The organism is Flavobacterium sp. (assembly GCF_965657075.1).
Lineage (GTDB): Bacteria > Bacteroidota > Bacteroidia > Flavobacteriales > Flavobacteriaceae > Flavobacterium.
The window spans coordinates 1-26,422 of record NZ_CBFHMV010000011.1; the positions used below are offsets into that span (position 1 = coordinate 1).

Here is a 26,422-nt window from a genome sequence, read left to right on the forward strand (position 1 = left end):
ATATCACGTTCTAGCTCTGCATCTTTCAACTTTTTCTCTAATTCGTGAATCTTTTCTTGCTCTGGTGTTAGCTTAAGATTTCCTTTTCCAGGAAAACTGCCGTCTCCAAATTCTTCATATTCTTTTCGCCATTTGTAAAGTAAGGTCACTTTTATTCCAAGTTCTCTAGCCAGTTCTGAAATATTAGCTCTTTCATTACTTAATTGGACTGCTTTAGTCTTAAAAGCTGGATCATAAATTTTCTCTCGCGTTTCATATGTTAAAAATAAAATTTTATTCTTAACTTTAACTGGAAGCTAAATTAGTATATCCAATCAATTCCTTCAAATGTATTAGCAGTACTTGAAGCTCCTGACGAAGTATTACAAACACCTAATCTTCTATTCTTTCTTTGCATTCCACCTCCATTTGGTGCAATTCTTTCATTCCATTCTAAGCCGTCAGGATTAAGTACAGGTATAAAATATAATTCACTATTATCGACAAGATTCTTGATAAATGGATCGTTTTCGTAATTTTCTAACAAATACCACATGTAATAAACCAAGTTCATCATACTAGCTACTTCTCTAGAATGAATCATTCCGTTGTACATAGTTTGTGGTTCTGCCTCATTAACATCAGGATTATCAGAAATCTTAACAAAATACACAGGAAGTCCTTGATGCGTTAATTGATTAGTTGGTGAAATATTTGCTTTTACTGAAATTAAATGAGGATACATTTGACGCATCTTATCTAATTCAGCATTTAACTGTGAATTTGTTAAACAACCTCCAAATGTACTTGGAATATTAAAATTTTGTGGCGTTTTAAAATCTATTTCTTGAGAGTCATTATGTTGGCCAATATTATTAACAACAATATTTCTAACCGATGACGAACGCAACATAGTGTTTTTTGACTTGTCCACTGCTAATTCACTTTGAACTCTTGCCATATCTTTCTGAGCTCTTTCTGAATAGTATTGAGTAAGATTTTCTACTACAACCGTGTAATTAATACCATTTGCCGTTAAGGAAGACAAATCATTTTCTGATAATTCCAATATAACTGAATCCATGTTATAGGTTGCACCACATTGCATATCCACGCCAGAATTAATTAATCTCTCAAAATAATTAGGTATGCTTTTAGAGATTTTTACTCGTTTGTAAATTGGAGGCTCAATAGCTTCCTCTAGGAGTGTAGGAGATACTTTTGTGAAAGGAATGTTTTGTCCAAAAGTCAAACCAATAACAAATAAGCACAGAAGTGCTATAAAGTAGGATTTTTTCATTTTAAGTATTTTAATTAATTTGGGTATCCAAAAGTAGAGAGAATTGTTAATAAGTAGGTAAGGGAAAACTGTAAAATCGACGAAAGTCGAATTACGTCGCTAAAGTGATTTTTTAAAAAGAAATACCAAAAGTTATTAACAATTAAGGCTATTATTAAGTAATTTAAAAGTAAAAGTTAAATTCTAAATTTATTTCCAAGGGTCTTACCTATATAATAAGCCAAAAAGATACCCAAAACCACAACAGTTATATTAGTGAAAATATAAAAGGTGTAAAAAAATGTATTCTCCTTAGTGAAGAAACAAAGTAAACTTGTTAAACAAATTTCATAATTATTGTTTTCAAACTGTGATAATAAAAAACTCAAAACAAATAACCCAAGAAGCACCACTACTAAGTAAATACTATTTTTAACCATAGGTTTTTTTCCAGTGGGTTTAAAAACATTACGTTCCTCTTTGGTTCGTTTATTGTTTTGCAACGACCAAACAACTTTTTTTGCTTCTTTGTCAATATCCATATTCAAATCAATTACAGGTCCTAAAATCAAATACAAAGATTAGCTTTTAATTATTTTAAGAGAGTAACTAATGTTGCAAGGTCTACTTTTTGTTGTTCACCAGTAGCTAAATTTTTCAGAGTAAATTCTTGGTGAGACATTTCTTCTTCACCCACTAAAATAGCAAAAGGAATTCCTCTTTTATCAGCATGTTGAAACTGTTTTCCAATTTTTGTATTGTCTGGATAAAGCTCTACTTTTAGGTTTTCAGCTCTTAATTTAGCAATCGCTTTCATACTATACAAAGCTTCTTTATCACCAAAATTAATGAACATGGCTTTTGAAGTTGCAGTAACCGTTTCAGGAAATAAGTTTAATTCTTCAATTACCAAAGCAATTCTATCTAAACCGAATGATATTCCAACACCACTCATGTTTTTTAAACCAAAAATTCCCGTTAAGTCATCATATCTTCCACCGCCTCCAATAGAACCCATAGCGACTTCTTTTGGTGCAGCGACTTCAAAAATGGCTCCTGTGTAGTAATTTAAACCTCTAGCTAAAGTTACATCTAAATCTAATGAAGCTGTTTGTAACCCTAATTCTTGAATTGTTTCACAAATGAATTGCAACTCCTCTACTCCTTTTTTTCCTTCATCCGATGTCGAAAGTAAGTTGGAAAGTTTTTCTATTTTTTCATTTATAGTTCCAGTGAAATTGAATAAAGGTTGGATTTTTTCGATAGCTTCTTCAGAAATTCCTTTTTCAAGCATTTCTTTTTTTACACCAACTTCTCCAATTTTATCTAACTTGTCTAAAGCTACTGTAAAATCAATTAATTTATCTGAAGCACCAATTACCTCAGCAATTCCCGATAAAATTTTACGGTTATTAATTTTGATTGTGGTTCCTTTTAATCCCAATTGACTAAAAACTGAATCGTATAATTGCACTAACTCTACTTCTTGCCATAACGAAGTCGAACCCACAACATCTGCATCACATTGGTAAAACTCTCTAAAACGTCCTTTTTGAGGTCTATCTGCTCTCCAAACGGGTTGGATTTGATATCTTTTGAAAGGAAACTCAATTTCGTTTTGGTGTTGTACTACGTATCTTGCAAAAGGTACAGTTAAGTCGTAACGAAGCGCTTTTTCTGAGATCTTTCCTGTTAATTGTTTGTAGTTTATAGTTTGTAATTCCTCAGCTGGAACTTTATACAAATAATCACCCGAATTCAAAATCTTAAAAATAAGTCGATCACCTTCTTCCCCATATTTTCCCATTAAGGTATCAGAATTTTCAAAAGAAGGAGTTTCAATAGGTTGAAATCCAAATTTTTCAAAATTAGATTTAATGATTGAAAATATGTAGTTTCTCTTAGCTACTTCAGCTGGAGAAAAATCTCTAGTTCCTTTTGGTATGCTTGGTTTTTTAGACATTTTTGTTTGATTTTCGGATATTCAGATTTTGGATTTTCAGGCAAAAGAAAAAACAAATTCTTTTTAAAATGCAAATATCGAATATAATACTCATTCACAAAAATTATAATGCTAATTACTAATCACTTTTTACTAATTACTTTTTTTTTGTAACAATTTTGAAACTCTATAGTCTAATATATCATGGTCGGATTATTTAAAGAAAACACAAAAATAGCACTTGATTCCATAAGAAGTCAAGCCTTAAGAACATCTTTAACAGTACTAATTATTGCTATAGGAATATGGGCTTTAGTTGGTGTATTAACTTTGGTAACTGCTTTAGAGAATACCATTTTAAGCAATTTTGCTTCTATGGGTTCTAATGCATTTTCCATATCACAATATGACTTTTCGTCTGAAATCAATCAAAATGATGTGGAACAAAAAGTAAATCCAATCATCAGTTATCCGCAAGCTAAAGCATTTGTGGAAGATTATAAATATCCATTTACCACAACTTCTTTGTCTTTTACTGCAGCTTCTGGTATTGAAGTAAAACATGACATTGACAAAACTGATCCAGAAATTAGCGTTTTAGGTGTAGACGAAAACTTTTGCACCAATAAAGGTTTAGAAGTGGTTAAAGGAAGGAATTTTAACAGCTTTGATATTGATAACAATAATTATGTTTGTGTTTTAGGTTCTGATTTTGAAAAAGGGCTTTTTGCCAATAGAAATCCGATTGATAAAGTCATTTCCATAAGAGGTGCCAAATTTAAAGTCATTGGAGTTTTAAAAGAAAAAGGTTCTACTTTTGGAAACAGTCAAGATTTGCGCGTTTTAATTCCCAATCAAGTGGCTCGTTCATTATTTTCTGCACCTAATATAAATTATGATTTAGATGTAAAAGTAAATAATGAACAATTATTAGATGCTGCTGTTGATGATGCAATTTTAACTTTAAGACAAATTAGAAAACTAAGTCCAGTTGAAAAAAACAATTTTGGTATTGAAAGAAGCGACGATTTAAGAAGAACTTTGTTAGATCAAGTAGATTTTTTAAGTATAATTGGATGGGTTATTGGATTATTGACCGTTTTTGGTTCTACAATAGCATTAACTAATATTATGCTGGTTTCTGTGAGTGAAAGAACCAGAGAAATTGGTATTAGAAAATCGTTAGGCGCTAGAAAAAGTACTATTGGGTGGCAATTTTTAACAGAAACTTTCGTAATCAGTCAATTAGGTGGATTATTAGGTTTAATATTAGGAATTTCAACCGGTTATTTAATAGCAGCCGTTTTAAATTTCAAATTTAGTACGCCTTGGTTGGCTATAATTGCAACTTTATTGACAACCATAATAGTTACCATTGTTTCCGGATTGATTCCAGCATTAAAAGCAGCAAAATTAGATCCTGTTGAGGCTTTGCGATATGAGTAATGAGGTACGAAATACAAAGTACGAAATACAAAGTACGAAATACGAAGCACTAAGTTCAAGGTACAAAATATTCAGTTTTATTTTAGGAGTTTACTTTTTTGAGTTTTGATTATTTCTTGTTGTTTTTATTGAAGCTACTATAATGGCTAAAATTTCATTTCCTTCTTTTAGTAGTGATTCAATTTCTGTTGTTAATTCTTGATTTTTATTGATTTCTAAAATTATTTCAAGAAAAAAATTACTTTCATCGGCTTCTTCCTCAACAATTTTTAATTTATTAATAAAATCGGCTGTTGATTTTGCACGCTGAGAAGCTCTATAATTTGCTCCTACTGAACTGGAACTTCTTATAAGCTGATTAACATAAGTATTAAATTCTCTTGAATGAGGTAACTTGGAACATAAAATAGCACAATCAATTGTAAACTTTTTTGTTCTTACTTTCATATCAATTCTCATATTTTTATTTTTAAGTAAATTATAGTAAATATAAATATCATACTTAATAATTCAAATACATTTCTTACTTCGTATTTGGTACTTCGTACTTCTTACCTCGTACCTCTTAGCTCGTACATTGTATCATTCTATCATTTCCATAAACATCTTTGATTAATTCAATGTTTTGAAAACCTAAACTTTCAAGCAGATCAACCGTTTCTTTTCCTAAGTATTGATTGATTTCAAAATACAGTTTTCCATTTTCAGAAAGATTTTTTTGAGCCAATTGAGCAATTTTTCTGTAGAAAATCAAAGGATCATTATCTTCTACAAACAAAGCCAAATGAGGTTCGTATTCTAATACATTTTTCTTGATTTCCTCTTTTTCTAAATTGCGAACATAAGGTGGATTGGAAACTATTATGTCAAATTGTTGTTTTAAATCTTCTGTTTCTAAAATACTTTGATGCAAAAATTCAACTTCAACTTTATTTATTTCAGCATTCATTTTAGCAGTTTCTAAAGCTTTTTCAGAAACATCTAAAGCAAAAATTTTTGCTTCTGGTAAATTCTTAACCAAACTTATAGCAATACAACCTGAACCTGTTCCTACGTCTAGAATTTTTAACTTTTTACTTTTAACTTTTGCCTTTTGCCTATTAATTATTAAGTCAACTAATTCTTCGGTTTCTGGTCTCGGAATTAAAGTATTTTCATTAACTAAAAAACGTAAACCATAAAATTCGGTTTCTCCTAAAATGTATTGAATTGGTTTTTCTTGTTTTAATTGTGCTATGATAGCATTCCATTTTTCAACTTCAATTGCGTTGATTGAAAAATTAGGTTCCAAAGCTAAATCGATTCGCTTTTTTTGGTGTAGAAATTCGGTTATGATATAAAAGAAACTTTCTATTTCTTGTAAATCAAAAATGGATTCTAATTCATTAATAATATGTAACTTATATTCTTTTAAAATCATCATTAACTATGCTTCTTACAACTATTTTTCCATTACAACTTCTTTGTCATCCAAACTTCACAACTGTTGTGACCAGTATTTCCCATTGGACCATCAATATTTTCAAAACCTAATCTTTTATAGAGTTTTTGAGCCGTTGTCATGAAAGATAAAGTTTCAATATAACACAATTCAAAATCTTGAGTCTTGGCAAATTCCAAACATTTTTCTATGATTTTTTCAGCAAAACCTGTTCCTCTTATTTCAGGAGCGAAATACATTTTTTGCAACTCACAAACAGCAGGCTCACCATTTTCTAAAGGTGCTATCCCGCAACCACCAACTACTTTTCCATCATTTTCAACGACATAATAAACCGAACGTGGCATTTGATAAACTTCATATAAAGTATCTAAAATTGGGTCAGCATAAGCAGTTCCAACTTTTGGAGCATCTAATTCGTGAAAAATAGCACGTATTACATTTGCTATTTGAGTATTATCTTCTTTTTTAATTTTTCTAATCAGCATAAAAATATTTTCTAAAACAAAAGTACTATTTTTGTGAGATGAACAAGCATGAAAAATACATAAATCGTTGCATTGAACTAGCCAAAAATGGTTTAGGAACTACTTATCCAAATCCATTGGTAGGAAGTGTTATTGTGTATAACGATAAAGTTATTGGCGAAGGTTGGCACAAAAAAGCAGGTGAATCTCATGCTGAAGTTAATGCGATAAATTCTGTTGAAGACAAATCCTTACTTTCCAAAGCTACTATTTATGTCAGCTTAGAGCCTTGCAGTCACTTTGGAAAAACGCCACCTTGTGCCGATTTAATAATTGCTCATAAAATTCCGTATGTCGTAATTGGAACTCTTGATCCTTTTGCGAAAGTGGCTGGAAATGGCATCAAAAAACTCATGGAAGCTGATGCAAATGTAACTGTTGGAATTTTAGAAGAGGAATGTCATGAACTGAACAAACGTTTTTTTACATTTCACAATAAAAAAAGACCATATATTATTTTGAAATGGGCAGAAACTGCTGATGGATTCATTGCTCCTTTAACCAAAGACGAACAAAAACCAGTATGGATTACTAACAAATACTCTAGGCAATTAGTACACAAATGGAGAACCGAAGAACAAGCCATTTTCGTTGGAACGCAAACTGTTTTAGACGATAATCCAAGTTTAAATGCTCGTGATTTCTCAGGAAATAATCCAATTCGAATTGTTTGGGATAAATCTGGAAAAATTGATACTCAATTTCATGTAAAAGATAACAGCATTAAAACTCTAATTTTAACTGAAAATAATAGATTTCAATCTACTGAAAACTGTATATATGAACTTTGTCAATTTGATGAAAATTTAATTGAAAACACTTTAAATATTTTAGTAAAACATCAAATTCAGTCTGTAATTATTGAAGGTGGAAGTAAAACCATACAAAGTTTTATTGATGAAAATTTATGGGATGAAGCCCTAATTTTTACTGGAAAAAATATTTTTGAAAACGGAACAAAAGCTCCTAAAATTAAAGGCAAAATAGTTGAATCAAAAACTAATTTGGATGATAAACTTGTAACCTTGAAAAATTATGATTGATACTATTATCTTTGATTTTGGTGACATCTTCATCAATTTAGATAAACCAAAAGTTGAAGAAGAATTAAGGAAAATTGGTTTAACCGAATGGAATGATGCATTAAAAGAATTAAATCACAAGTATGAAATTGGACATATTGTTGAAAATGAATTTTTAACAGGATTCCAAAAACAAATTCCAACTGTTGAAGTTGAGATAATTAAGAAAGCTTGGAATAGTATTTTAGCAGATTTTCCCGAATATAGATTAGAATTTTTAGAAACATTAACTACAAAATATAGATTGTTCCTATTGAGCAACACCGATTATACTCATATTGAAGAAGTCAAACGCAAAGTAGGTTTAGATTTTCATAATCATTTCATTGCTTGTTTTGAAAAAGTGTATTATTCTTTTGAAATGGGAATGAGAAAACCAGATGAGTCTATATATAAACACGTAATTGAAAAACACCAATTGAATCCCAAAAGAACTTTGTTTGTAGACGACAAAAAAGAAAATACAGAGGCTGCTAAAAAAACAGGTCTTTTAGTTTGGAATTTACAAGTCGGAAAAGAAGATGTGATTGAATTAGAAAAATTTATCCAAAACAACCTATGACAAATCTGATACTTGCCATCTTTTTTTCAAGTGTGCTTTATATTGTTTTTAAGTATTTTACTAGATTTAAAATCAACACTTTTCAAGCCATTGTCTTTAATTATTGTACTGCATTTACTGTTGGAATACTAATTTCAGAAGAAACGCTGGACTTCAATTCAATTTTAGATAAATCATGGATTTTAGGCAGTTTCTTGTTAGGTGGATTATTTATTTTAGTATTCAATATTTTAGGAAAAACTTCTCAAGAAAATGGCGTTTCTGTAGCTTCAGTTTCTAGCAAAATGTCGATGATTATCCCTATATTATTTGGTATATTCTTTTTTAAAGAAACCGTAACTTTTCAAAAAGTTATTGGAATTTGTTTAGCATTAATTGCTGTTTATTTCACTTCAAAAAAAGAAACTGGAACCATTGAAATTAAGAATTTCATATTACCCATTCTTTTGTTTTTCGGCGCTGGAATTATTGATACAAGCATGAATTACATGCAACATACCCATTTAAAAGAAAGTGAAGTTGCATTGTTTTCAGCCACTACATTTTTATCTGCGTTTCTATTTGGAGTTATCATTTCAATTCTCAAATTCATAAAAGGAAATCTTAAATGGGAAGGAAAAAATATCTTAGGAGGTATATGCTTAGGTATTCCAAACTATTTTTCACTGTATTTTTTAATTAAAGCGCTTCAAAATAAAAATTTAGAAAGTGCTACCATTTTTACCCTAATAAATATAGGTGTAATCTTGCTTTCAACTTTTTTTGGCATCCTATTATTCAAAGAAAAATTAATTAAACAAAATTATATTGGTATTGCCTTGGCTGTAATTGCTGTAATTTTAGTGACATTATAAAAATGAGCAAAGAATTAAAAGACATCTTTAAAACCATTTTACAACCTTCCGAGGAAACTTTATTCAAAGAAAAGAACAGCAAATTTTTTGGTTATGCTTATCCCATTTCAAATGAAGAAGAAGTAAAGGAAATTATCGAAACTTTAAAAAAGCAACATCATTCGGCACGACATTGGTGTTACGCTTATCAAACAGGTACAGAAAATATTTCTTACAGAGCGAATGATGATGGTGAACCTAATAACAGTGCTGGAATGCCTATTTATGGACAAATTCAATCGTTTGAATTGACCAATGTCTTAGTAGTGGTTGTTCGTTATTTTGGAGGAGTTAAATTAGGCGTTGGAGGTTTAATTAGTGCATATAAAACTACAGCTCAAATGGCATTAGAAGCATCTGAAATTATTGAAAAAACAATCAACATTCATTTTATGATTGCGTTTGATTATAAAAACATGAATAAAGTGATGCGAATTATCAAAGAAAAAAATCTAGAAATTGCAGCTCAAAAAATGGAAATGAGTTGCGAAATCGAAATAGTAACTCGAAAAAAAAATGCCGAACAAATATTCGACATTTTCAACAACATTTTTGAAATAAAAATCACTCCAAAAGAAGATTTATAGGTCTTTTATTTTGTCTAACACGTAAGAGGTTGGAATTGTGGGTCTTAAGGTTTTCATATCAACAAAAACCAGCATAGAATAGCCAGTTGTTAACAATTCTCTTTTGTCATTGTAAATTTCATAGTCAAATTCTATCTTCACAGAAGTCTGACTTTTAAAAATGGTTTTGATTGTTAAAAGGTCGTCGTAACGAGCGGGCTTCTTATAATTCATAGTCAAAGAAACTACTGGCAACATAATTCCGTTATCTTCCATCCATTTATAGGAAACCCCCATATTTCTCAGCCATTCCACACGACCCATTTCAAAATATTGTGCATAATTACCATGATAAACTACAGCCATTTGATCGGTTTCTGCATATCGTACTCTAACGCTAATTTCGTGTTCTTTCATAAATTTCATTATATAATTTTCTTACAACAAATATCGCAATACAACTATTTTTTTTAAAAATCAACCCCTGTTTTGTTTTTTTTATTAAATATTTGTTCACATATTTGTTCTCCCAAAAATAAAGATGTATTTTTACATTTATACACCTACAAAAATAAACAAAACAAACTAATTAATAAGAATTTTATGTCTAGAACTGCACAATCAGTATGGGATAACTGCCTAGCTTTTATTAAAGATAATATTCAAGATCAAGCATTCAAAACTTGGTTTGAACCGATAAAGGCAGTTGAACTAACCGATAATGCACTATATATTCAAGTTCCAAGTAAGTTTTTTTACGAGTGGTTGGAAGAGCATTATGTGAAATTGTTGAAGGTTGCTTTAACAAAAGAATTAGGACAATCTGCAAAGTTGTTATACAAAATTAAAATGGAAAACACTTACGGCAACAATACTCCATTCACTGAACAATTACCAAGTGCTCAAAGATCTAGCGTAAAACCACAAGAAGTCGATTATCCTGTTGTTAACAAAAGTGCTGAATTGAGAAATCCTTTCATCATTCCAGGGATTAGAAATCTTAAAATTGAATCGCAATTAAATCCAAATAATAATTTTGACAATTTTCTTGAAGGTGATTCCAACCGATTGGCAAGAAGTGCCGGTATGGCTGTTGCTAACAAACCAGGCGGGACATCATTCAATCCATTATTAATTTTTGGTGGTGTTGGTCTAGGAAAAACACACTTAGCCCATGCCATTGGTATAGAAATTAAAGATAAATATCCTGAAAAAACAGTTTTATACATTTCAGCAGAAATATTCACACAACAATATATTGATTCTGTTAAGAAAAACACACGTAACGATTTTATTCATTTTTATCAATTGATAGATGTGTTAATTATTGATGACGTTCAATTCTTATCAGGAAAATCAGGAACACAAGATGTATTTTTTCACATCTTTAACCATTTACACCAAAATGGAAAACAGGTAATTCTTACTTCTGACAAAGCTCCTATTGACATGCAAGACATTGAACAACGTTTATTGTCTCGTTTCAAATGGGGATTATCTGCTGAATTACATCAACCAGATTACGAAACAAGAATTTCAATATTAAACAACATATTGTACAGAGATGGTGTAGAAATGCCACAAGAAATCATTGAATATGTTGCTAAAAATATAAAATCAAACGTTAGAGAATTAGAAGGTGCTATCATCTCTTTAATAGCACAATCTTCTTTCAACAAACGTGAAATTACTATTGAACTAGCCAAACAAATTGTAGAAAAATTTGTTAAAAACGTCAAACGTGAAATTTCTATTGATTTCATTCAAAAAGTAGTTTCAGATTATTTCCAATTAGATTTAGATACATTACAATCTAAAACCAGAAAACGACATGTAGTACAAGCACGTCAATTAGCTATGTTCTTTGCCAAAAAGTACACTAAAAACTCCTTAGCAAATATTGGCTCTCAAATTGGAGATAGAGATCACGCTACCGTTTTACATGCTTGTAAAACCGTTGATAACTTGGTAACTACAGACAAACAATTCAAAAAGTTTGTAGACGACATCAATAAAAAGCTTACTTTGTAAATGAGTCATAAAGTACTTATGGTTTGCCTGGGAAACATTTGCCGTTCTCCTTTAGCACATGGTATTTTAGAATCAAAAGTCCACCACTCTATTTTTGTAGACAGTGCAGGAACTGCTGGTTATCACATAGGTGAATTACCAGACAAGCGCTCTATTGCTGTAGCCAAAAATCACGGAATAGATATTTCCAAACAGCGATGTCGTCAATTTACGAAGAATGATTTTACTACTTTTGATACCATCTATGTTATGGATCAATCTAATTTTGATAATGTAATCAAATTAGCTCCTAACGAAAAATCAAAACAAAAAGTAAAACTGATTTTAAACGAAATTCATCCCAACAAAAACCTTGAAGTTCCTGATCCCTATTATGGAGGAACAAGCGGTTTTGAAGAAGTTTTTAACATGCTAGACAAAGCTTGTGAGGTTATAGCTGCAAAAATGAAATAGCCTTATCAAAAAATTTATTTTTAAAGGTTTAAATAAATATTAAGTCTTAATATTTTACACATGATGATTTCAAAAGTATATAATACCAATACATCTAACCATTGCACTTTATAGATACTTAATAAATATAACATACATAATTAAAGGTTGTGGTAACTTCCGTAATTAGAAAAATAGAAATATATCAAAAAACAAACTCATATTATTTACTTTTGTAAAAAATCAATTGCATTACCATGAAACCCATTTCACTTTTAGGCAAACTCTATTTAATTCCATGTACTCTTTCAAATCCTGGAGAAACTACTGTAGTTCCAGAAGACGTATTGCCTCAAAGTATAAAAAGAGCTATAGATTTTATAGATTACTATATTGTTGAAAATGAAAAAACAGCCAGAAGATTTATTAAAAGTATTCACCCAGAAAAAAAACAACCCAGTTTAAATTTGGCCACTTTAAATAAACACACACAAGTAGAAGACTATCATGAAATGATTAAACCCTTGTTAAATGGAAACAATATGGGCTTAATGAGTGAGTCAGGTTGTCCTGGCGTTGCTGATCCTGGTGCCGTTATTGTAAAACTGGCTCATGAAAAAGGAATTCAAGTGGTACCTTTGGTTGGTCCCAGTTCTATTTTATTAGCCGTTATGGCTAGCGGAATGAATGGACAAAGTTTTGCCTTCAACGGTTATTTGCCTATTGATAAAAATGAAAAAAAAGCCGCTATAAAAAACTTAGAACGTTTGTCTTTTGAAAAAAATCAAACGCAACTCTTCATAGAAACTCCTTACAGAAACAATAAAATTTTAGAAGATATACTACAAGCCTTACAACCTAATACGCATTTATGTGTTGCTTGTGATATTACATTGCCCACCGAATTTATAAAAACAAAAACGGTAAAAGAATGGCAAAAAAATAAGGTCGATTTACACAACCGACCTTGTATTTTTATTATTCATAAATCCCATTAATTGTACTGACTGGCTTTGGCATTGGCATTGGCTTTAATACTGGAAATATCGTAAGAAGCATAATTGGAAATATAACTTCTCAAAGAAGTGCCAAATCCATCTTTAAAACCTCTTTTACCGTTACTTCTTAGGTATTTTTTTACCGAACCTGCTCCACCAAGATGTGCTGCAGCCAACAAACCCGATTCCGTTATTTCAACGCCATTAATTACACGGCCAGAATATTGTTCAATTTCTTTTCTAAGCTCCCATTTGTTTTTGGCAATTAAGGCTTTAAAGGCTTTGTCTTGTAATTTAGGATTGTTTATAAATTCCTGATAATCAAATATTCCTACAGCTCTTAAGGTACTTTTACCAAATTGGTATTTTCCCATATATCCGTAGGGATTAACTAAGGTAGTAATTCCTCTCGACTCTTTAAAAGCAATGGCTTGTTTGAATCCGATAAATGTTTTTCCAACATAAGGAACTGAAGATTTTTTTGCAATTTCATTAGTTTCGCCTTCCTCAGGAACATGATAATTAATTACTTCATTTTCTTCTAAATGAAATCCTTCTACTCTATCCGGTTCAAAACTACTAAATCCTACAAATGCAAAAGTTAACGATAAGAATGAACCAAAAAATAATATAAATTTCTTCATAAATTGATTTTAACACAAGTATGAAATACTGGTGTAAATTTCGGGTGCAAATATACAAAAAATATTATATATTTGATTTACAGTATGTTAAAATTTGTTAATAGTAGAAAGCATAGGCTCTAAGCTTGGTTTTTGGTCCAAATTCAAGCGTTGGAGCAGGGACTTTTAGGCTATTAAAGACCGAAAAAAATGTCTTTAAAACGTTAGAATTGGTCTTAATTTTGGTCAAATCAACATCTAACGAAAGATAAAACTGTCGGTAAGGGCTTTGAATGATGTTATTTTCCAAAGCAACAGCATTTGTAGCATACACCATACCAGTAGCGCCATAACCTACAGCAAGATTCAACCATTTAGGAACAGACTCCAATTTTGTAAAAGAATGCAGATTAAAAGACAACCAATAATTTTGACCGTTGTAATCTTTAAAAACTTGTTCCAGTGGGGTGGCACCTAAGGTTGAAGGTCGTAAAGCAGGAAATTGGGTTTTATGAAAAGAAAATTTTGGTACTATACGCTGTTCATTCCATAAAAGTTCTTGAGATACGTACAAAGCAGTTCCTGAAACATTGGCTAAAACATCTCCTGAGGAAGCGCCCCATTCTTGGGAAAAACCATCAAAAACCTCAACTACTGATAAAAAGCCTAAACCTAACGTTGCGCCATAAATCAATTGTTCTTTTTGAGAAGCTCCAGACCAACGAAGGGATTCCGCACCAAATCTTCCTATTTGATAGGAGGAGTACACATGTCCCAATTTGTCCATTTGCAACCAATTGTCGTTATCGTTTACAAAATGGAAACTTGATTGTTTGTAATCTTTGTACCAAAGTTGATTTAAACCCACTAAGGCTGTTCCTAAAGCAACTGCTTCTGAAATATACAAAGAGGTTCGCCGGGATGTATTTAAAGTGTCTGACGGCTTAAGAAAACCAATATCATTGGAAGGTTGTGCTAAAGTACTACCACTAATAAATAAAAAACAAAGCAGCTTCAATAGCCCCGATTGGAATGGCATCCTCCCAACTCGTTTGGGAGATAGAATGGAAAGCGGGAATAAGGATGGTAAAAAGGCACCGACCATTCGCTTCTATCTATTGATTCCTAAACCGTTAACCCAATTGGCATATTTTTTAGCATTTACCTGATGGGCAGCGTAGTTGGAAGCAAAGTCGTGATATCCTAACTTTTCAACACTGGCACAAAAATAAATATAATCGTGTTGTTCCGCATTCAGCACGGCATCAATAGCGGAAATATCTGGCATTGCAATTGGTCCTGGAGGCAATCCTAAATTGATGTAAGTATTATACGGAGAAATTGTACCTTGCGTGTCTTTACTGTAAACTCGTTTGATGACTTGATCAAAATCACCGGATTGTTTTTTCATGGCAAAAATCACTGTTGGATCGGCTTGCAAAGGCATGTTTAAAGCCAAACGGTTCAAATAAACCCCAGCAATTGTTGGTCTTTCGCTCACTTTAGCTGTTTCTTTATGAACAATAGAGGCTAAAACAGCAACTTGAACAGGAGTTAAATTTTTATCCAAAGCTTTTGAAGTGCGTTCTACATTCCAAAACTTTTTATAGGCTGTTGCCATTTTCTCGGCAATTTTTTTGGGCGTAGTATTCCAATAAAACTCATAAGTGTTTGGGATAAACATCGCTAAGATGGTTTCTTCATCAAAACCATTTTCTTGTAAGAACTTTGGATCTGTAAAGGCTTTGATTAGTTCTTCCTCATTCGGCTCTACTTGAGTTGCTAATCGTTGTGCCAATTTTTGAAGTGTTTCTTGATTGTTAAACGCTAATTTTACAGGAACATTAAGTCGCAAAGCCCTAACAATATCAAAAGAAGTCATGTCTTTTTTTAGAAGAAACTTACCAGCTTTTACATTGGTGGTGTAGTCTCTTTTTTCGGCAACAAATTGAAATTTATCCATATCTTTCACCAATGGAGCTAAAATTTCTTTGGCTTGTTCGTAGGTACTGTTGGTAGGTACATATACGTAGACTTCTTTCTGATTAAAAGTAGTATTGGCAGTAAAGGCATTGTTATAAATATAGAAAGTAATAATACCTCCAAAAACAACTCCAAGAATTGCTACTATTGAAATGATTTTTTTTAAGTTCAAAATTGAAAAATTAAGTATTAATTAATTGATACAAGGCTTCGTCCTGAAATATTCCGTTGACCTTATTCCACTGTTTTTTTATTCCTATTTTTTGAAAGCCAAATTTAGTAAAAAGAGCGCAACTAATTGCGTTGGCGGTACCAATATTAGCATACAATTGATTTAATTGTAAATGCGTAAAAGCATACTTTATTAAAAGAGACAAAGCTTCTGAACCTAGCCCATTGGATCTGTTTTCAGATTGTTGAATGATTATACCTATTCCAGCTCTAGCATTCTGAGCATCAAAATCAAACAAATCAATCAAACCAATGGTTTTATGGGTTTGATGTTGACAAATGGCCAATCGCAGTTGCTTAGCTTCATAAATATCTTGATGGGCATTTTTCAAATACTGTTTGATCAAAAAACGACTGTAAGGGGTTTGAGTATTGCTTACATTCCAAATGGATTCGTCGTTTTCTAAAGCGTAGATAAACTCTAAATCTTCGGGTTCTAAAGCACGCAAATAAATATGTTCTCCAATTAGTGTTGCCAAAATTTATTGATCGTTTTATTACAATTGTTAGCGCAAAAGTACATTAAAATTTGGATTTATTTTCTGAATTAAACCTAGAAAAAAGCAATCAGACCATTTTAAACACTTACCCTATCAAATTCTTTAACATCGTTTTTAAAAACGAATTGAATGAGTCCTTATTATGAGATAACCAGGATACTATTTTCAATTGCTGTACAGTATTAAATTAATTTTCCTAGGGAAATAAACTAATTTCTCTAGGGAAATAGACTAATTTCTCTAGGGAAATAATATGATTACTGTATAGAAATAGATTTATTTGTCCTGACAAATTAAAAAACAGGTCAGTACAATTTAAAATGGTGTCTAAGCAGAAGAATCTTGCAAACCTACCGGAAGCAAAATATTACCCTTGTTCTGTAAGAAAAGTAAAGTCGGTTGGATTATTTAGCTGAAATCATAGCCAGTCTTTGCACTGTTAGTGTTGCAGATTGTTATGGTTTTTTAATAACCAAGTGTGATGCTATGGGAGAACAATTAGCAGATGGAAAGATTGTAAAATTGGAACGATTGGGTACTTTTGCTTTAACTCTGAAAGGCATTGAAACAAATGAACCTGAAAAATTAAATAAAAACACCATCAAGTAAGCGAAGATTATATATAAACCTTCTAAAAACTTGAAGCGAATATTAAAAACCTAAAATACACCAGAGTAAAATAAACCACTATGGACATGAAGTCCATAAGTTTGGTTGGAAGACTAAAAGCATGCTAGCTTGAAATGTAAAAATAAGTGAAGTTTTGCCACAGATTCACAAATTAAAATGATTTTAAAATCTGTGAATCTGTGGCAAAATATTTTTAGAAGCTAAAGCGAGATGCACTAAAAGTGCATAGTTTTAAACTATAATTGAGACTAATAAACCGATTATATAACAAATAAAGTCACTAGTATTTCAAAAGAATAGAAAAATTATTTGTCTTTTTTATTGTACAAAATAGCAATTGCAACCGAAGCTACAATGATGATTAGTATGGAAAATACCGCAAAAATAAACATCATAATCTGGTAATTTTAAAGATTTATTTCTATTGAACCTTCAAACACAAAAGCAGCTGGCCCAATTAAAAATACATTAGTAAATTTTTCGTTAGCAAAGTCAAACGTTACTTTTAAATGGCCTCCTTCAACTTTTAAATCAATTGCCTTACTGACTGTTTTATTGTTTTGAAACATGGCTATTGCAACCGCTGTTACTCCTGTTCCACAAGAAAGCGTTTCATCCTCAACTCCTCGTTCATAGGTTCTTACTGCAAATTTGTCAGCATCCAATTGTTCCACAAAATTGATGTTACTACCTTCCTTTCCATACAAATCGGAATACCTCAATTTTGAACCATTGGTCTTAACATCATAATTAGCAATGTCTTTAACCAAAGTTACATGATGTGGTGACCCTGTATTTAAAAAGGAAAAACTTTCTTCGACTTTTATATCTTCTACGTCTTTCATTTGCAAAGACACTAAATCAGAGGCGTCAATAGTTGCATAATGATAACCGTCAATAGCTTCAAACGTTGCTTTTTCATGAATGACATTCATTTTTTTTGCAAAAGCTACCAAACATCTTCCACCATTACCACACATGGAACTCTCATTTCCGTCTGAATTATAATAAACCATTTTAAAATCATATTGCTCATGGTTTTCCAACAAAATTAATCCGTCTGCTCCTATGCCAAATTTACGGTCGCACAAGAATTTGATGAGTTTGGTATCATTTTTGGGAAATGTTTGTAAACGATTATCAATCATTACAAAGTCATTTCCTGTACCTTGATATTTATAAAAATGTAAGTTCATTGTAGAAGTATTGACTGCAAAAGTACAAATATTAATAAGATGTTAAACATTGTTAATCGAGCGTTAAAGCATTTTTTTTAAACAAAAGAAATTATAATTTTACTTAACAATTAAGATGTGATTTACATCTCATAATTAAAGAATTTAATATCATGAAAAATTTAGGAAGTTTATTACTAGTATCAGTATTTAGTGGAGCAATCACACTTGGTGCGTATAAGTTGTTTATGGAAGATTCTGCCAATGGACCAATAACAGTAACTGCACCTAATTATGCCAAAAATGTTAGTTATAAAGGAGCAGAAAACATAGATTTTATTAAAGCTGCCGAACAAACTATTCATGCGGTAGTTCACGTAAAAAACACTACTACACAGCGCGTGTATAACGATCCATTTTCTTTTTACTTTGGAGGCGGTAGAAGTCAGGAACAATATCAAATTGGAACCGGTTCTGGGGTAATCATTAGTCAAGACGGATTTATAGTTACCAACAATCACGTGATTCAAAACGCTAGTGATTTGGAAGTCACTTTAAACGACAACAGAACTTTTAAAGCAAAACTTATTGGAACTGATTCTAAAATGGATATTGCCTTACTAAAAATTGATTCCGATGAAAAACTGCCCTTCACTATTTTTGGAGATTCTGACAATTTACAAGTAGGCGAATGGGTTTTAGCCGTTGGTAATCCTTACAACTTAACCTCAACGGTAACGGCAGGAATTGTATCCGCAAAAGCAAGAGACTTGAGCAATCGAGGTATTCAGTCGTTTATTCAAACGGATGCAGCGGTCAATCCAGGGAATTCAGGTGGTGCTTTGGTCAATACAAGAGGAGAACTTATTGGAATTAATACCATGATTTCATCACAAACGGGTTCTTATGTGGGTTATTCATTTGCTGTTCCTTCCAACATTACTAAAAAAATTATTGAAGATTTAATGCAGTTTGGAAATGTACAAAGAGGTTCATTAGGAATTTCTGGTAGAGAATTGACTGGTGCCATCTCTAAAGATTTAGGCATTAATCAAACCCAAGGAATTTACATTGACGGAATTTCTAAAAATTCGGGTGCGGAAAAAGCTGGCATTAAAAAAGGAGATATCATTACTAAATTGGACAATAAAAACATCAACAGTATGTCCGATTTAACAGCTACGATTCAAACCAAAAGACCTAACGAATCGATAAACGTGGGATTAATTAGAGATGGAAAACTAAAAACAGTTCCTGTAAAATTAACCAAAACGGAAAACATAACGTACGAATTTAATGAAATAGAGTTTGAAAATATTTCGGACAACGACAGAGAAAACTACAACTTAGATTACGGAATTAAAATTAAAACCGTAAATAATGAAAAATATTTAGAGTATAAAAACATTTTAGAAGGCAGTATTGTTTTGTCTATTGACCGAATAAAAGCTAACGATATTGAAACCATTTCGGAATATTTAAAAAATAAAAAAACTTCAAAAGCTTTGTATAAATTGATTACTAAAGATGGCGAAGTAACACAGATATACATTAATTAATTTGGTTTGTTTTTTTATGGAAAGGCTCAAAGTAGATTTATTTTGTGCCTTTTTTTTATAAACAATACCCACTAATTATTTCAATTCGTAGTAAGTACCAAATTCAAAACCAACGGCATTATAACCAAAATTAGGATATTGAGTTTCCGCATTGGAAACGTGTCTTATCATTGTTTTAATGTCCAAAGACCAAAGGTTATACTTGTAATTCAAACCCAAAGCAAAAATATCACTAAAAGCAAAGCCTTTTTTTAAGCGCTCACTGTCTGTATCCATATACATTGGACCAATATTGGCTATAGCATAAGCTGATAACTCTTTAGTTAAATTTCTTCTATAAATTACTCCCAAATTTAAAACATACTCATTCATATGCTTTAACGGTAAAAACTTGGCACGTTCATCGTCAATGTTAGAGGAACTTGTAAAATATTCATGCCAAATATTAAAACTTTCGTGTTTAGAACTGTAATAACTAGGTTCTACTAAAATTTCCCAACTGTGTTTTTCTTTTTTTGAAAGATGAAAATGATTGGAAAATTTATAGCTTCTGCTTTCATAACGGTAATCAGGATCTTGCTTTATGTAGGTATTTTGCGATGAAAAACCATATACAAATCCTGTTCGTAACCTTTTAATGGCAGGTTCTTTTTTTTGAGAATAAACACCTAAAAAGCATAAGCAAAACACAAATGATACCATTTTATTTTTCATTGGAGTTGTTTCAAAAGATATTTCATCAAAAATAGAAGAAATAAAACAGTTTAAAAAGTTTAAAAAAAAAATGTTTTTTTATTTTACGAAAACGTTTGAAATATATACTTTTGCACCACAACAACACAAATTTTTATATTTCATTTATGGATCACAACAAATTATACGAAAAAGAATTGTCGTTTCAGGCAGATCGAAGAAAGGCTGGTGTAGAATTTATTAAAATCATCAGCGACCTTTGGTACGATAAATCTATTGAGCTTATTTTATTTAGAAATCAATTGATTGATAGAAATGTGAGCGACATTATTAACTTACACGAATATGCAGTTGCTTTTGTAGGAAAACCAATTAATATTTTTGATTCTGTAGAAATTGCAAGTGCCATTAATAGTTTAGATTTGCCCCCTTCAAGAATTGATATTGGTAAATTAACTTACGAATATCATTTGGAAGATGATAAATATAATGATGCAAAAGCTTTTGTAATTGACAAATTAAAAGGTGCTAAAACCAGTCAAGAAATCAAACCAAAAGATGTAGTTTTATATGGATTTGGTAGAATTGGTAGACTTTTAGCTCGTGAAATGATGGGCAAAATAGGCAAAGGACAACAATTGCGTTTGAGAGCCATTGTAACGCGTGATAAAAGTGAAGCAACCCTTTTAGAAAAAAGAGCATCTTTATTAAGGTACGACTCAGTTCATGGTGATTTTGAAGGTTCTGTTGAGGCAGATGTTGAAAATAATGCTTTAATTATCAACGGTACAACGGTACACATAATTACAGCGAATGGCCCAGAAGAAATTGACTATAATCAGTACGGAATTGATGATGCCTTAATCATTGATAATACAGGAGCATTTACCACAGAGGAAGCCTTAAAAAGACATTTGAGTTCAAAAGGAGCTAGTAAAGTTTTATTAACTGCACCAGGAAAAGGAGTTCCAAATATTGTTTATGGAGTAAATCATGAAGCCTATAATCCTGATGAAGTAGCTATTTTTTCGGCAGCTTCTTGTACAACTAATGCCATAACTCCTATTTTAAAAGCTGTTGAAGATACTTTAGGTGTTGTAAAAGGTCATTTAGAAACCATTCATGCTTACACCAACGATCAAAACTTGGTAGACAATATGCATAAAAAATACCGTCGTGGTAGAGCAGCAGGTTTAAACATGGTGATTACAGAAACTGGTGCTGGTTCTGCTGTTGCAAAAGCATTACCAAGTTTAGCAGGAAAATTAACTTCCAATGCCATTCGTGTTCCTGTTCCTAATGGTTCTTTAGTAGTTTTAAATTTAGAAGTTGGCAAAGAAACATCCGTTGAAGATGTGAACAACATCATGAAAAAATATGCACTAGAAGGAGATTTGGTAGAGCAAATTAAGTATTCTTTAAACAATGAATTGGTATCGTCTGATATTGTTGGTACTTCGGCACCTTCAATTTATGACAGTAATGCTACTATAGTTTCTGGAGACGGAAAAAACATTGTTTTATATATTTGGTATGACAATGAATATGGGTATAGTCATCAAGTAATTCGCTTGGCAAAATACATTGCTAAAGTTAGAAGATATACGTATTATTAATCGATAATTAAAATACCAAAAAAACCGTTCAAAATTAAAATGAACGGTTTTTTTTGCTTTAAAACTTTATTTTATATTCTACGTTTACAACTAATCCTCTAGTCAATCCATCAGGCCTAACTTTTCTTACTATTAAAGGAAAACCAAGGCTAAACTCTAAGGCACTTTTCTGGTTTAATTGATAATTTAAGTAACCGCTTGCGTTTATGGTTAATCCATCTGAACCTTCAATATCTTGTTCATTATTAGCAGCATCCGTAAATTTATCTTTATCCAAGTGGAAAATAGATAAAAAACCTGGAGATAGCGTTAAATTGGGATTTATTTGATATCGTTTGGAAGCTCTAAACATTAAATCACCTGCTCTTTTAAAATTATTAGTAGTTATAAACTTGCTGTTCATTGGTGCAAAATATTGATTTTCATTTTGTGTTAAAGGTTGTTGATAAGCAAATGCAAAACTGTATTTTTTGTAATTTTTGGATACTCCCAAAAGCAAATCAAAAGTTCCTAAACTTGGTTGAAAATCCATTGGTAAAGGGTTTCCATTTTCTTTAAGATTCCCATTAGTTAACGGGATTTTTATTCCGACCGTACCTTTTATAGAAGTAGTAATTTTAAAATTGGACACGAAATAAATATCGGACAATGCTGAAGATGAAATTCTGTTAGCTGATTGATTGAAAAAATTCAATTTAACATCTACATCAACCCCTTTAGAAAGTCTTTTTTTGAACTCCAAATAGGAACCAAAAACAATGACATCGTTATCTGCAAATCCAATATTAGAAGCTATTTTAAATTCATTTTTAAACACAATAGAGTCTGTAGTATTGGCCTGAAAATTATCTAAAGTACAAATTCCTGCATCACTACAACCTTGGGCATTGACTTGAATGTAACCAAAAACAAAAATCAACATTACAAAAAACTTTTTCATAGCTCAATAAATTAATAAGGATTTGAATAAATTCAAAAATACAAAACACCCTAAAAAATAAAGTGTTAGTTAACTAACTTATTGTTATTTTTAAGAATAATTTCTTTGCGATTGAAGTCTAAATAATGTTCCTCTTTGAGTTCATTCAATAAGATATTTAAAGTAGGTCTCGAAGTTCCAATTAAAGTAGCCATTTCTTTTTGTGTATAAGGTTGTCTGATGATCATATCGCCAGTAATGACATTTTTATAACCAAAATCTTCGCTTAATTCTTTTATAAATTCTTTCAGCCTGGTTTTGGTATCTTTAAACAATAACAATTGCAGTCTTCGTTCTAATTTTTTGAATCGAAACCCTATAAATTTATATATTTTAACACTAAATTCTTTATTTTCACGAAGTAATTCCATCATCATTTCAGAAGTGATTGGACAAATTGAGGTTTCGCCATCAATTACTTGAGCAAATTCATTTCTTTTTTCTTCTCCTAAAATGGCTTTTTCTCCAAAAATTTCACCTTTTGATAAAATAGCCGTTATTATTTCATCGCCATCGTCTGTTACATAACCTATTTTTACTTTTCCAGAAGTAATCAAAAAAATCTTATCAGCATTGTCCTCTTCAAAATAAACAAAATCATTTTTTTTATAATGATAAAACTCGTGAGCATTTTTATAGTTCTTAAATTGATGCGGACAAAGAATGGTGAATAGATTTAAATCATCAAGAAACCAAATAGAATTCATAGCAAAATATCTTTAAACCAAAGTTAGTAAAAATAAGTTCATAAAAAAACTCCCTAACTTTAATCAAGAAAGGGAGTTTTTGTTAAGAAAAAAAATATTATGCTTTACCAGCAGCAATTAAATTAAGTGCTGAACCTGCTTTAAACCATTCAATTTGTCCTTGGTTGTATGTGTGGTTTGCTAAAATTGTTTCTTTAGTACCATCTGCATGAACCAATTCGATTGTAAGCGGTTTGTTTGGAGCAAACTCTGTTAAATCTAAGAAATTGATTGTATCGTCTTCTTGAATTTTATCGTAATCTGCTTCATTGGCAAAAGTTAAACCTAACATTCCTTGTTTTTTAAGGTTTGTTTCATGAATACGAGCAAATGACTTAACCAAAACAGCTTTAACACCTAAAAATCTTGGTTCCATAGCAGCATGTTCTCTAGAAGAACCTTCGCCATAATTATGATCTCCAACTACTATTGAAGGAACTCCAGCAGCTTTATATGCTCTTGCAGTTGCAGGAACAGTATCAAAACTACCTGTTAATTGATTTTTAACTTTATTAGTAGCTTGACCAAATGCATTTACTGCACCGATTAACATATTATTAGAAATATTATCTAAATGTCCGCGGAAACGCAACCAAGGTCCAGCCATAGAAATATGGTCGGTGGTACATTTTCCGAAAGCTTTGATTAATAATTTTGCATCTGTAATGTTTTTACCATCCCAAGCTTCAAAAGGAGCTAACAATTGTAATCTGTCAGATGTAGGAGAAACAACTACTTGTACTCCACTTCCATCTTCAGCTGGCGCTTGAAAACCTGCATCTTCTACATCAAACCCTTTTTTAGGTAATTCATCACCAAAAGGAGTTTGTAGCATTACTTCTTCTCCTTTATCATTGATTAACGCATCTGTTAGAGGATTAAAATCCAATCTACCAGAAATTGCTAATGCAGCAACCATTTCTGGTGAAGTTACAAAAGCATGTGTATTTGGATTTCCATCGGCACGTTTTGAAAAGTTTCTGTTAAACGAATGAACGATAGTATTTTTTTCTTGTTTATCTGCGCCTTCTCTATCCCATTGACCTATACATGGACCACAAGCATTAGTAAATACTTTTGTACCCATTTTTTCGAAATCTGCAATGATTCCGTCTCTTTCGATGGTATATCTAATTTGTTCCGAACCTGGATTGATTCCGAATTCTGCTTTTGGAGTAATTCCGTGTTCTACAGCTTGTCTAACAATTGATGCCGCTCTAGACATATCTTCGTAAGAAGAGTTGGTACAAGAACCAATTAGTCCCCACTCTACTTTTACAGGCCAGTCGTTAGCTTTCGCTTCTTCTTTCATTTTAGAAACTGGAGTTCCTCTATCTGGTGTAAATGGTCCGTTGATGTGTGGTTCTAATTCAGATAAATTAATTTCAATCAATTGGTCAAAATACTGTTCTGGATTAGCATAAACTTCATCATCAGCTGTTAAGTGACTCGCTACTACATCCGCAGCATCCACAACATCTTGTCTTCCAGTAGCTGCTAAATATCTTCGCATTGAATCATCGTATCCAAAAGTTGAAGTTGTTGCTCCAATTTCTGCACCCATGTTACAAATAGTTCCTTTACCTGTACAAGACATAGAAGTTGCACCTTCACCAAAATATTCTACAATTGCACCGGTTCCTCCTTTTACAGTAAGAATATCGGCTACTTTTAAAATTACATCTTTAGGAGCTGTCCAACCTGAAAGTTTTCCTGTTAATTTAACTCCAATAAGTTTTGGAAATTTTAATTCCCAACTCATCCCAGACATTACATCTACTGCATCAGCACCACCAACACCAATAGCTAACATTCCTAATCCACCAGCATTAACTGTATGTGAATCTGTTCCAATCATCATTCCACCTGGAAACGCATAATTTTCTAAAACTATTTGATGAATAATTCCTGAACCAGGTTTCCAAAAACCGATTCCATATTTATCAGAAACTGAAGAAAGAAAGTCAAAAACTTCTTTAGATTGATCATTTGCTAAAGCTAAATCAGATTTTGCTCCGTTTTTGGCTAAAATTAAGTGATCACAGTGTACTGTTGTAGGAACTGCAACCGTTTTTTTGTTAGCGTGCATGAATTGCAATAAAGCCATTTGTGCCGTAGCATCTTGACAAGCTACTCTATCAGGAGCAAAGTCTACATAGTCTTTCCCGCGAGTAAATGCTGTTGTTGGATTCCCGTCCCAAAGGTGAGAATATAAAATCTTTTCAGATAAGGTAAGTGGACGACCAACAATATCACGAGCTTTATCCACACGTTCAGCCATCGTAGCGTACACTTTTTTAATCATTTCTATATCAAATGCCATAGTTATGTAATTAATTGTTTGATTTTAAGTGCCACAAATTTACTAAATTGAATTGAAATTAAAAAATTTTTAATAAATCATTAATTTAACCTAATTATGTTTTGTAAAGTTTGAATTTTGATGCACATATTTTAATAAATTGATATTTTTTAACATTAAAATCAATTATTCTTATTTTGGAATTAA

At 31.6% G+C, this 26,422-nt stretch carries 27 protein-coding genes; 11 read left to right on the forward strand and 16 right to left on the reverse strand.

Going from position 1 to position 26,422, the window contains the following annotated elements; all coding sequences use genetic code 11:
- From ACTF56_RS07945 to hisS, 3 genes are all read right to left on the reverse strand, one after another.
- A partial coding sequence (locus ACTF56_RS07945; RefSeq protein WP_438966428.1) for a transposase occupies window positions 1-272 on the reverse strand: 272 nt, incomplete at its 3' end.
- Window positions 273-301: 29 nt separating this feature from the next.
- Window positions 302-1,279, reverse strand: a complete 978-nt coding sequence (locus ACTF56_RS07950) for a M14 family zinc carboxypeptidase (protein ID WP_438966366.1) — start codon at window positions 1,277-1,279, stop codon at window positions 302-304.
- 571 nt (window positions 1,280-1,850) lie between these two features.
- Window positions 1,851-3,221 carry a histidine--tRNA ligase gene (hisS, locus tag ACTF56_RS07955; RefSeq protein ID WP_438966367.1) on the reverse strand — a complete coding sequence of 457 codons (1,371 nt, stop codon included), beginning with the start codon at window positions 3,219-3,221 and terminating at the stop codon, window positions 1,851-1,853.
- Between the two features lie 183 nt (window positions 3,222-3,404).
- On the opposite strand from hisS, the gene ACTF56_RS07960 reads away from it, so the two are divergent.
- Window positions 3,405-4,646, forward strand: a complete 1,242-nt coding sequence (locus tag ACTF56_RS07960; protein WP_438966368.1) for an ABC transporter permease — start codon at window positions 3,405-3,407, stop codon at window positions 4,644-4,646.
- A gap of 90 nt (window positions 4,647-4,736) precedes the next feature.
- On the opposite strand, the gene ACTF56_RS07965 is transcribed toward ACTF56_RS07960, so the two are convergent.
- The 3 genes from ACTF56_RS07965 to ACTF56_RS07975 form a co-directional block, all read right to left on the reverse strand.
- Complete coding sequence (locus tag ACTF56_RS07965; protein WP_438966369.1) at window positions 4,737-5,093, reverse strand: four helix bundle protein; 357 nt, start codon at window positions 5,091-5,093, stop codon at window positions 4,737-4,739.
- A gap of 118 nt (window positions 5,094-5,211) precedes the next feature.
- Window positions 5,212-6,066 carry a peptide chain release factor N(5)-glutamine methyltransferase gene (prmC, locus tag ACTF56_RS07970; protein ID WP_438966429.1) on the reverse strand — a complete coding sequence of 285 codons (855 nt, stop codon included), beginning with the start codon at window positions 6,064-6,066 and terminating at the stop codon, window positions 5,212-5,214.
- 32 nt (window positions 6,067-6,098) lie between these two features.
- Window positions 6,099-6,575, reverse strand: a complete 477-nt coding sequence (locus tag ACTF56_RS07975) for a GNAT family N-acetyltransferase (RefSeq protein WP_438966370.1) — start codon at window positions 6,573-6,575, stop codon at window positions 6,099-6,101.
- A gap of 38 nt (window positions 6,576-6,613) precedes the next feature.
- Here ACTF56_RS07975 and ribD point away from each other — a divergent pair, with 38 nt between their 5' ends.
- Genes ribD through ACTF56_RS07995 form a run of 4 tightly spaced genes read left to right on the forward strand, consistent with a single transcriptional unit; the run spans window position 6,614 to window position 9,738 of the window.
- On the forward strand, window positions 6,614-7,657 hold the full coding sequence (ribD, locus tag ACTF56_RS07980) for a bifunctional diaminohydroxyphosphoribosylaminopyrimidine deaminase/5-amino-6-(5-phosphoribosylamino)uracil reductase RibD (protein WP_438966371.1): 1,044 nt from the start codon (window positions 6,614-6,616) through the stop codon (window positions 7,655-7,657).
- Window positions 7,650-8,258, forward strand: coding sequence for an HAD-IA family hydrolase (locus ACTF56_RS07985; RefSeq protein WP_438966372.1), 609 nt, complete (start codon window positions 7,650-7,652; stop codon window positions 8,256-8,258). The genes ribD and ACTF56_RS07985 overlap by 8 nt, the downstream gene beginning before the upstream one ends.
- The gene (locus tag ACTF56_RS07990; protein WP_438966373.1) at window positions 8,255-9,112 is read left to right on the forward strand and encodes an EamA family transporter; all 858 of its coding nucleotides are present in this window, start codon (window positions 8,255-8,257) and stop codon (window positions 9,110-9,112) included. Before ACTF56_RS07985 ends, ACTF56_RS07990 begins: the two co-directional genes overlap by 4 nt.
- A 2-nt stretch (window positions 9,113-9,114) precedes the next feature.
- Window positions 9,115-9,738, forward strand: coding sequence for an IMPACT family protein (locus ACTF56_RS07995; protein WP_438966374.1), 624 nt, complete (start codon window positions 9,115-9,117; stop codon window positions 9,736-9,738).
- On the opposite strand, the gene ACTF56_RS08000 is transcribed toward ACTF56_RS07995, so the two are convergent.
- Window positions 9,733-10,134, reverse strand: coding sequence for an acyl-CoA thioesterase (locus tag ACTF56_RS08000; RefSeq protein WP_438966375.1), 402 nt, complete (start codon window positions 10,132-10,134; stop codon window positions 9,733-9,735). The genes ACTF56_RS07995 and ACTF56_RS08000 overlap by 6 nt on opposite strands.
- Before the next feature lie 186 nt (window positions 10,135-10,320).
- Here ACTF56_RS08000 and dnaA point away from each other — a divergent pair, with 186 nt between their 5' ends.
- From dnaA to ACTF56_RS08015, 3 genes are all read left to right on the forward strand, one after another.
- Complete coding sequence (dnaA, locus tag ACTF56_RS08005; RefSeq protein ID WP_438966376.1) at window positions 10,321-11,748, forward strand: chromosomal replication initiator protein DnaA; 1,428 nt, start codon at window positions 10,321-10,323, stop codon at window positions 11,746-11,748.
- Entirely contained in the window at window positions 11,749-12,201 is a 453-nt protein-coding gene (locus tag ACTF56_RS08010; protein ID WP_438966377.1) for a low molecular weight protein-tyrosine-phosphatase, read from the forward strand.
- Window positions 12,202-12,437: 236 nt separating this feature from the next.
- The gene (locus ACTF56_RS08015) at window positions 12,438-13,178 is read left to right on the forward strand and encodes an SAM-dependent methyltransferase (protein ID WP_438966378.1); all 741 of its coding nucleotides are present in this window, start codon (window positions 12,438-12,440) and stop codon (window positions 13,176-13,178) included.
- Here the strand turns inward: ACTF56_RS08015 and ACTF56_RS08020 are convergent.
- The 4 genes from ACTF56_RS08020 to ACTF56_RS08035 all read right to left on the reverse strand — a co-directional run bounded on the left by ACTF56_RS08020 (window position 13,175) and on the right by ACTF56_RS08035 (window position 16,494).
- Entirely contained in the window at window positions 13,175-13,822 is a 648-nt protein-coding gene (locus ACTF56_RS08020; protein ID WP_438966379.1) for a peptidoglycan-binding protein LysM, read from the reverse strand. The genes ACTF56_RS08015 and ACTF56_RS08020 overlap by 4 nt on opposite strands.
- A 97-nt stretch (window positions 13,823-13,919) precedes the next feature.
- On the reverse strand, window positions 13,920-14,819 hold the full coding sequence (locus ACTF56_RS08025) for a DUF2279 domain-containing protein (protein WP_438966380.1): 900 nt from the start codon (window positions 14,817-14,819) through the stop codon (window positions 13,920-13,922).
- 93 nt (window positions 14,820-14,912) lie between these two features.
- Window positions 14,913-15,956 (reverse strand): endolytic transglycosylase MltG, encoded by a 1,044-nt coding sequence (gene mltG, locus ACTF56_RS08030; protein ID WP_438966381.1) that lies wholly within the window; start codon window positions 15,954-15,956, stop codon window positions 14,913-14,915.
- A 10-nt stretch (window positions 15,957-15,966) separates the two neighbouring features.
- A complete protein-coding gene (locus tag ACTF56_RS08035; protein ID WP_438966382.1) occupies window positions 15,967-16,494 on the reverse strand; it encodes a GNAT family N-acetyltransferase in 528 nt (175 codons plus the stop codon).
- A 420-nt stretch (window positions 16,495-16,914) separates the two neighbouring features.
- On the opposite strand from ACTF56_RS08035, the gene ACTF56_RS08040 reads away from it, so the two are divergent.
- Complete coding sequence (locus ACTF56_RS08040; protein WP_438966383.1) at window positions 16,915-17,124, forward strand: hypothetical protein; 210 nt, start codon at window positions 16,915-16,917, stop codon at window positions 17,122-17,124.
- A gap of 428 nt (window positions 17,125-17,552) precedes the next feature.
- Here ACTF56_RS08040 and dapF read toward each other — a convergent pair whose 3' ends face one another.
- On the reverse strand, window positions 17,553-18,341 hold the full coding sequence (gene dapF, locus ACTF56_RS08045) for a diaminopimelate epimerase (protein WP_438966384.1): 789 nt from the start codon (window positions 18,339-18,341) through the stop codon (window positions 17,553-17,555).
- 152 nt (window positions 18,342-18,493) lie between these two features.
- Between dapF and ACTF56_RS08050 the strand changes: the two genes are divergently transcribed.
- Entirely contained in the window at window positions 18,494-19,879 is a 1,386-nt protein-coding gene (locus ACTF56_RS08050) for a Do family serine endopeptidase (RefSeq protein WP_438966385.1), read from the forward strand.
- 75 nt (window positions 19,880-19,954) lie between these two features.
- Here the strand turns inward: ACTF56_RS08050 and ACTF56_RS08055 are convergent, their stop codons facing one another.
- Window positions 19,955-20,593 (reverse strand): acyloxyacyl hydrolase, encoded by a 639-nt coding sequence (locus ACTF56_RS08055; protein WP_438966386.1) that lies wholly within the window; start codon window positions 20,591-20,593, stop codon window positions 19,955-19,957.
- Between the two features lie 146 nt (window positions 20,594-20,739).
- On the opposite strand from ACTF56_RS08055, the gene ACTF56_RS08060 reads away from it, so the two are divergent.
- Window positions 20,740-22,188: a glyceraldehyde-3-phosphate dehydrogenase gene (locus ACTF56_RS08060; protein WP_438966387.1), complete on the forward strand. Its 1,449-nt coding sequence runs from the start codon at window positions 20,740-20,742 to the stop codon at window positions 22,186-22,188.
- 58 nt (window positions 22,189-22,246) lie between these two features.
- Here the strand turns inward: ACTF56_RS08060 and ACTF56_RS08065 are convergent, their stop codons facing one another.
- The 3 genes from ACTF56_RS08065 to ACTF56_RS08075 form a co-directional block, all read right to left on the reverse strand.
- Window positions 22,247-23,128 (reverse strand): hypothetical protein, encoded by an 882-nt coding sequence (locus ACTF56_RS08065; RefSeq protein WP_438966388.1) that lies wholly within the window; start codon window positions 23,126-23,128, stop codon window positions 22,247-22,249.
- Between the two features lie 65 nt (window positions 23,129-23,193).
- A complete protein-coding gene (locus tag ACTF56_RS08070) occupies window positions 23,194-23,874 on the reverse strand; it encodes a Crp/Fnr family transcriptional regulator (protein WP_438966389.1) in 681 nt (226 codons plus the stop codon).
- A gap of 97 nt (window positions 23,875-23,971) precedes the next feature.
- Complete coding sequence (locus ACTF56_RS08075; protein ID WP_438966390.1) at window positions 23,972-26,236, reverse strand: aconitate hydratase; 2,265 nt, start codon at window positions 26,234-26,236, stop codon at window positions 23,972-23,974.
- Window positions 26,237-26,422 lie beyond the last annotated feature (186 nt).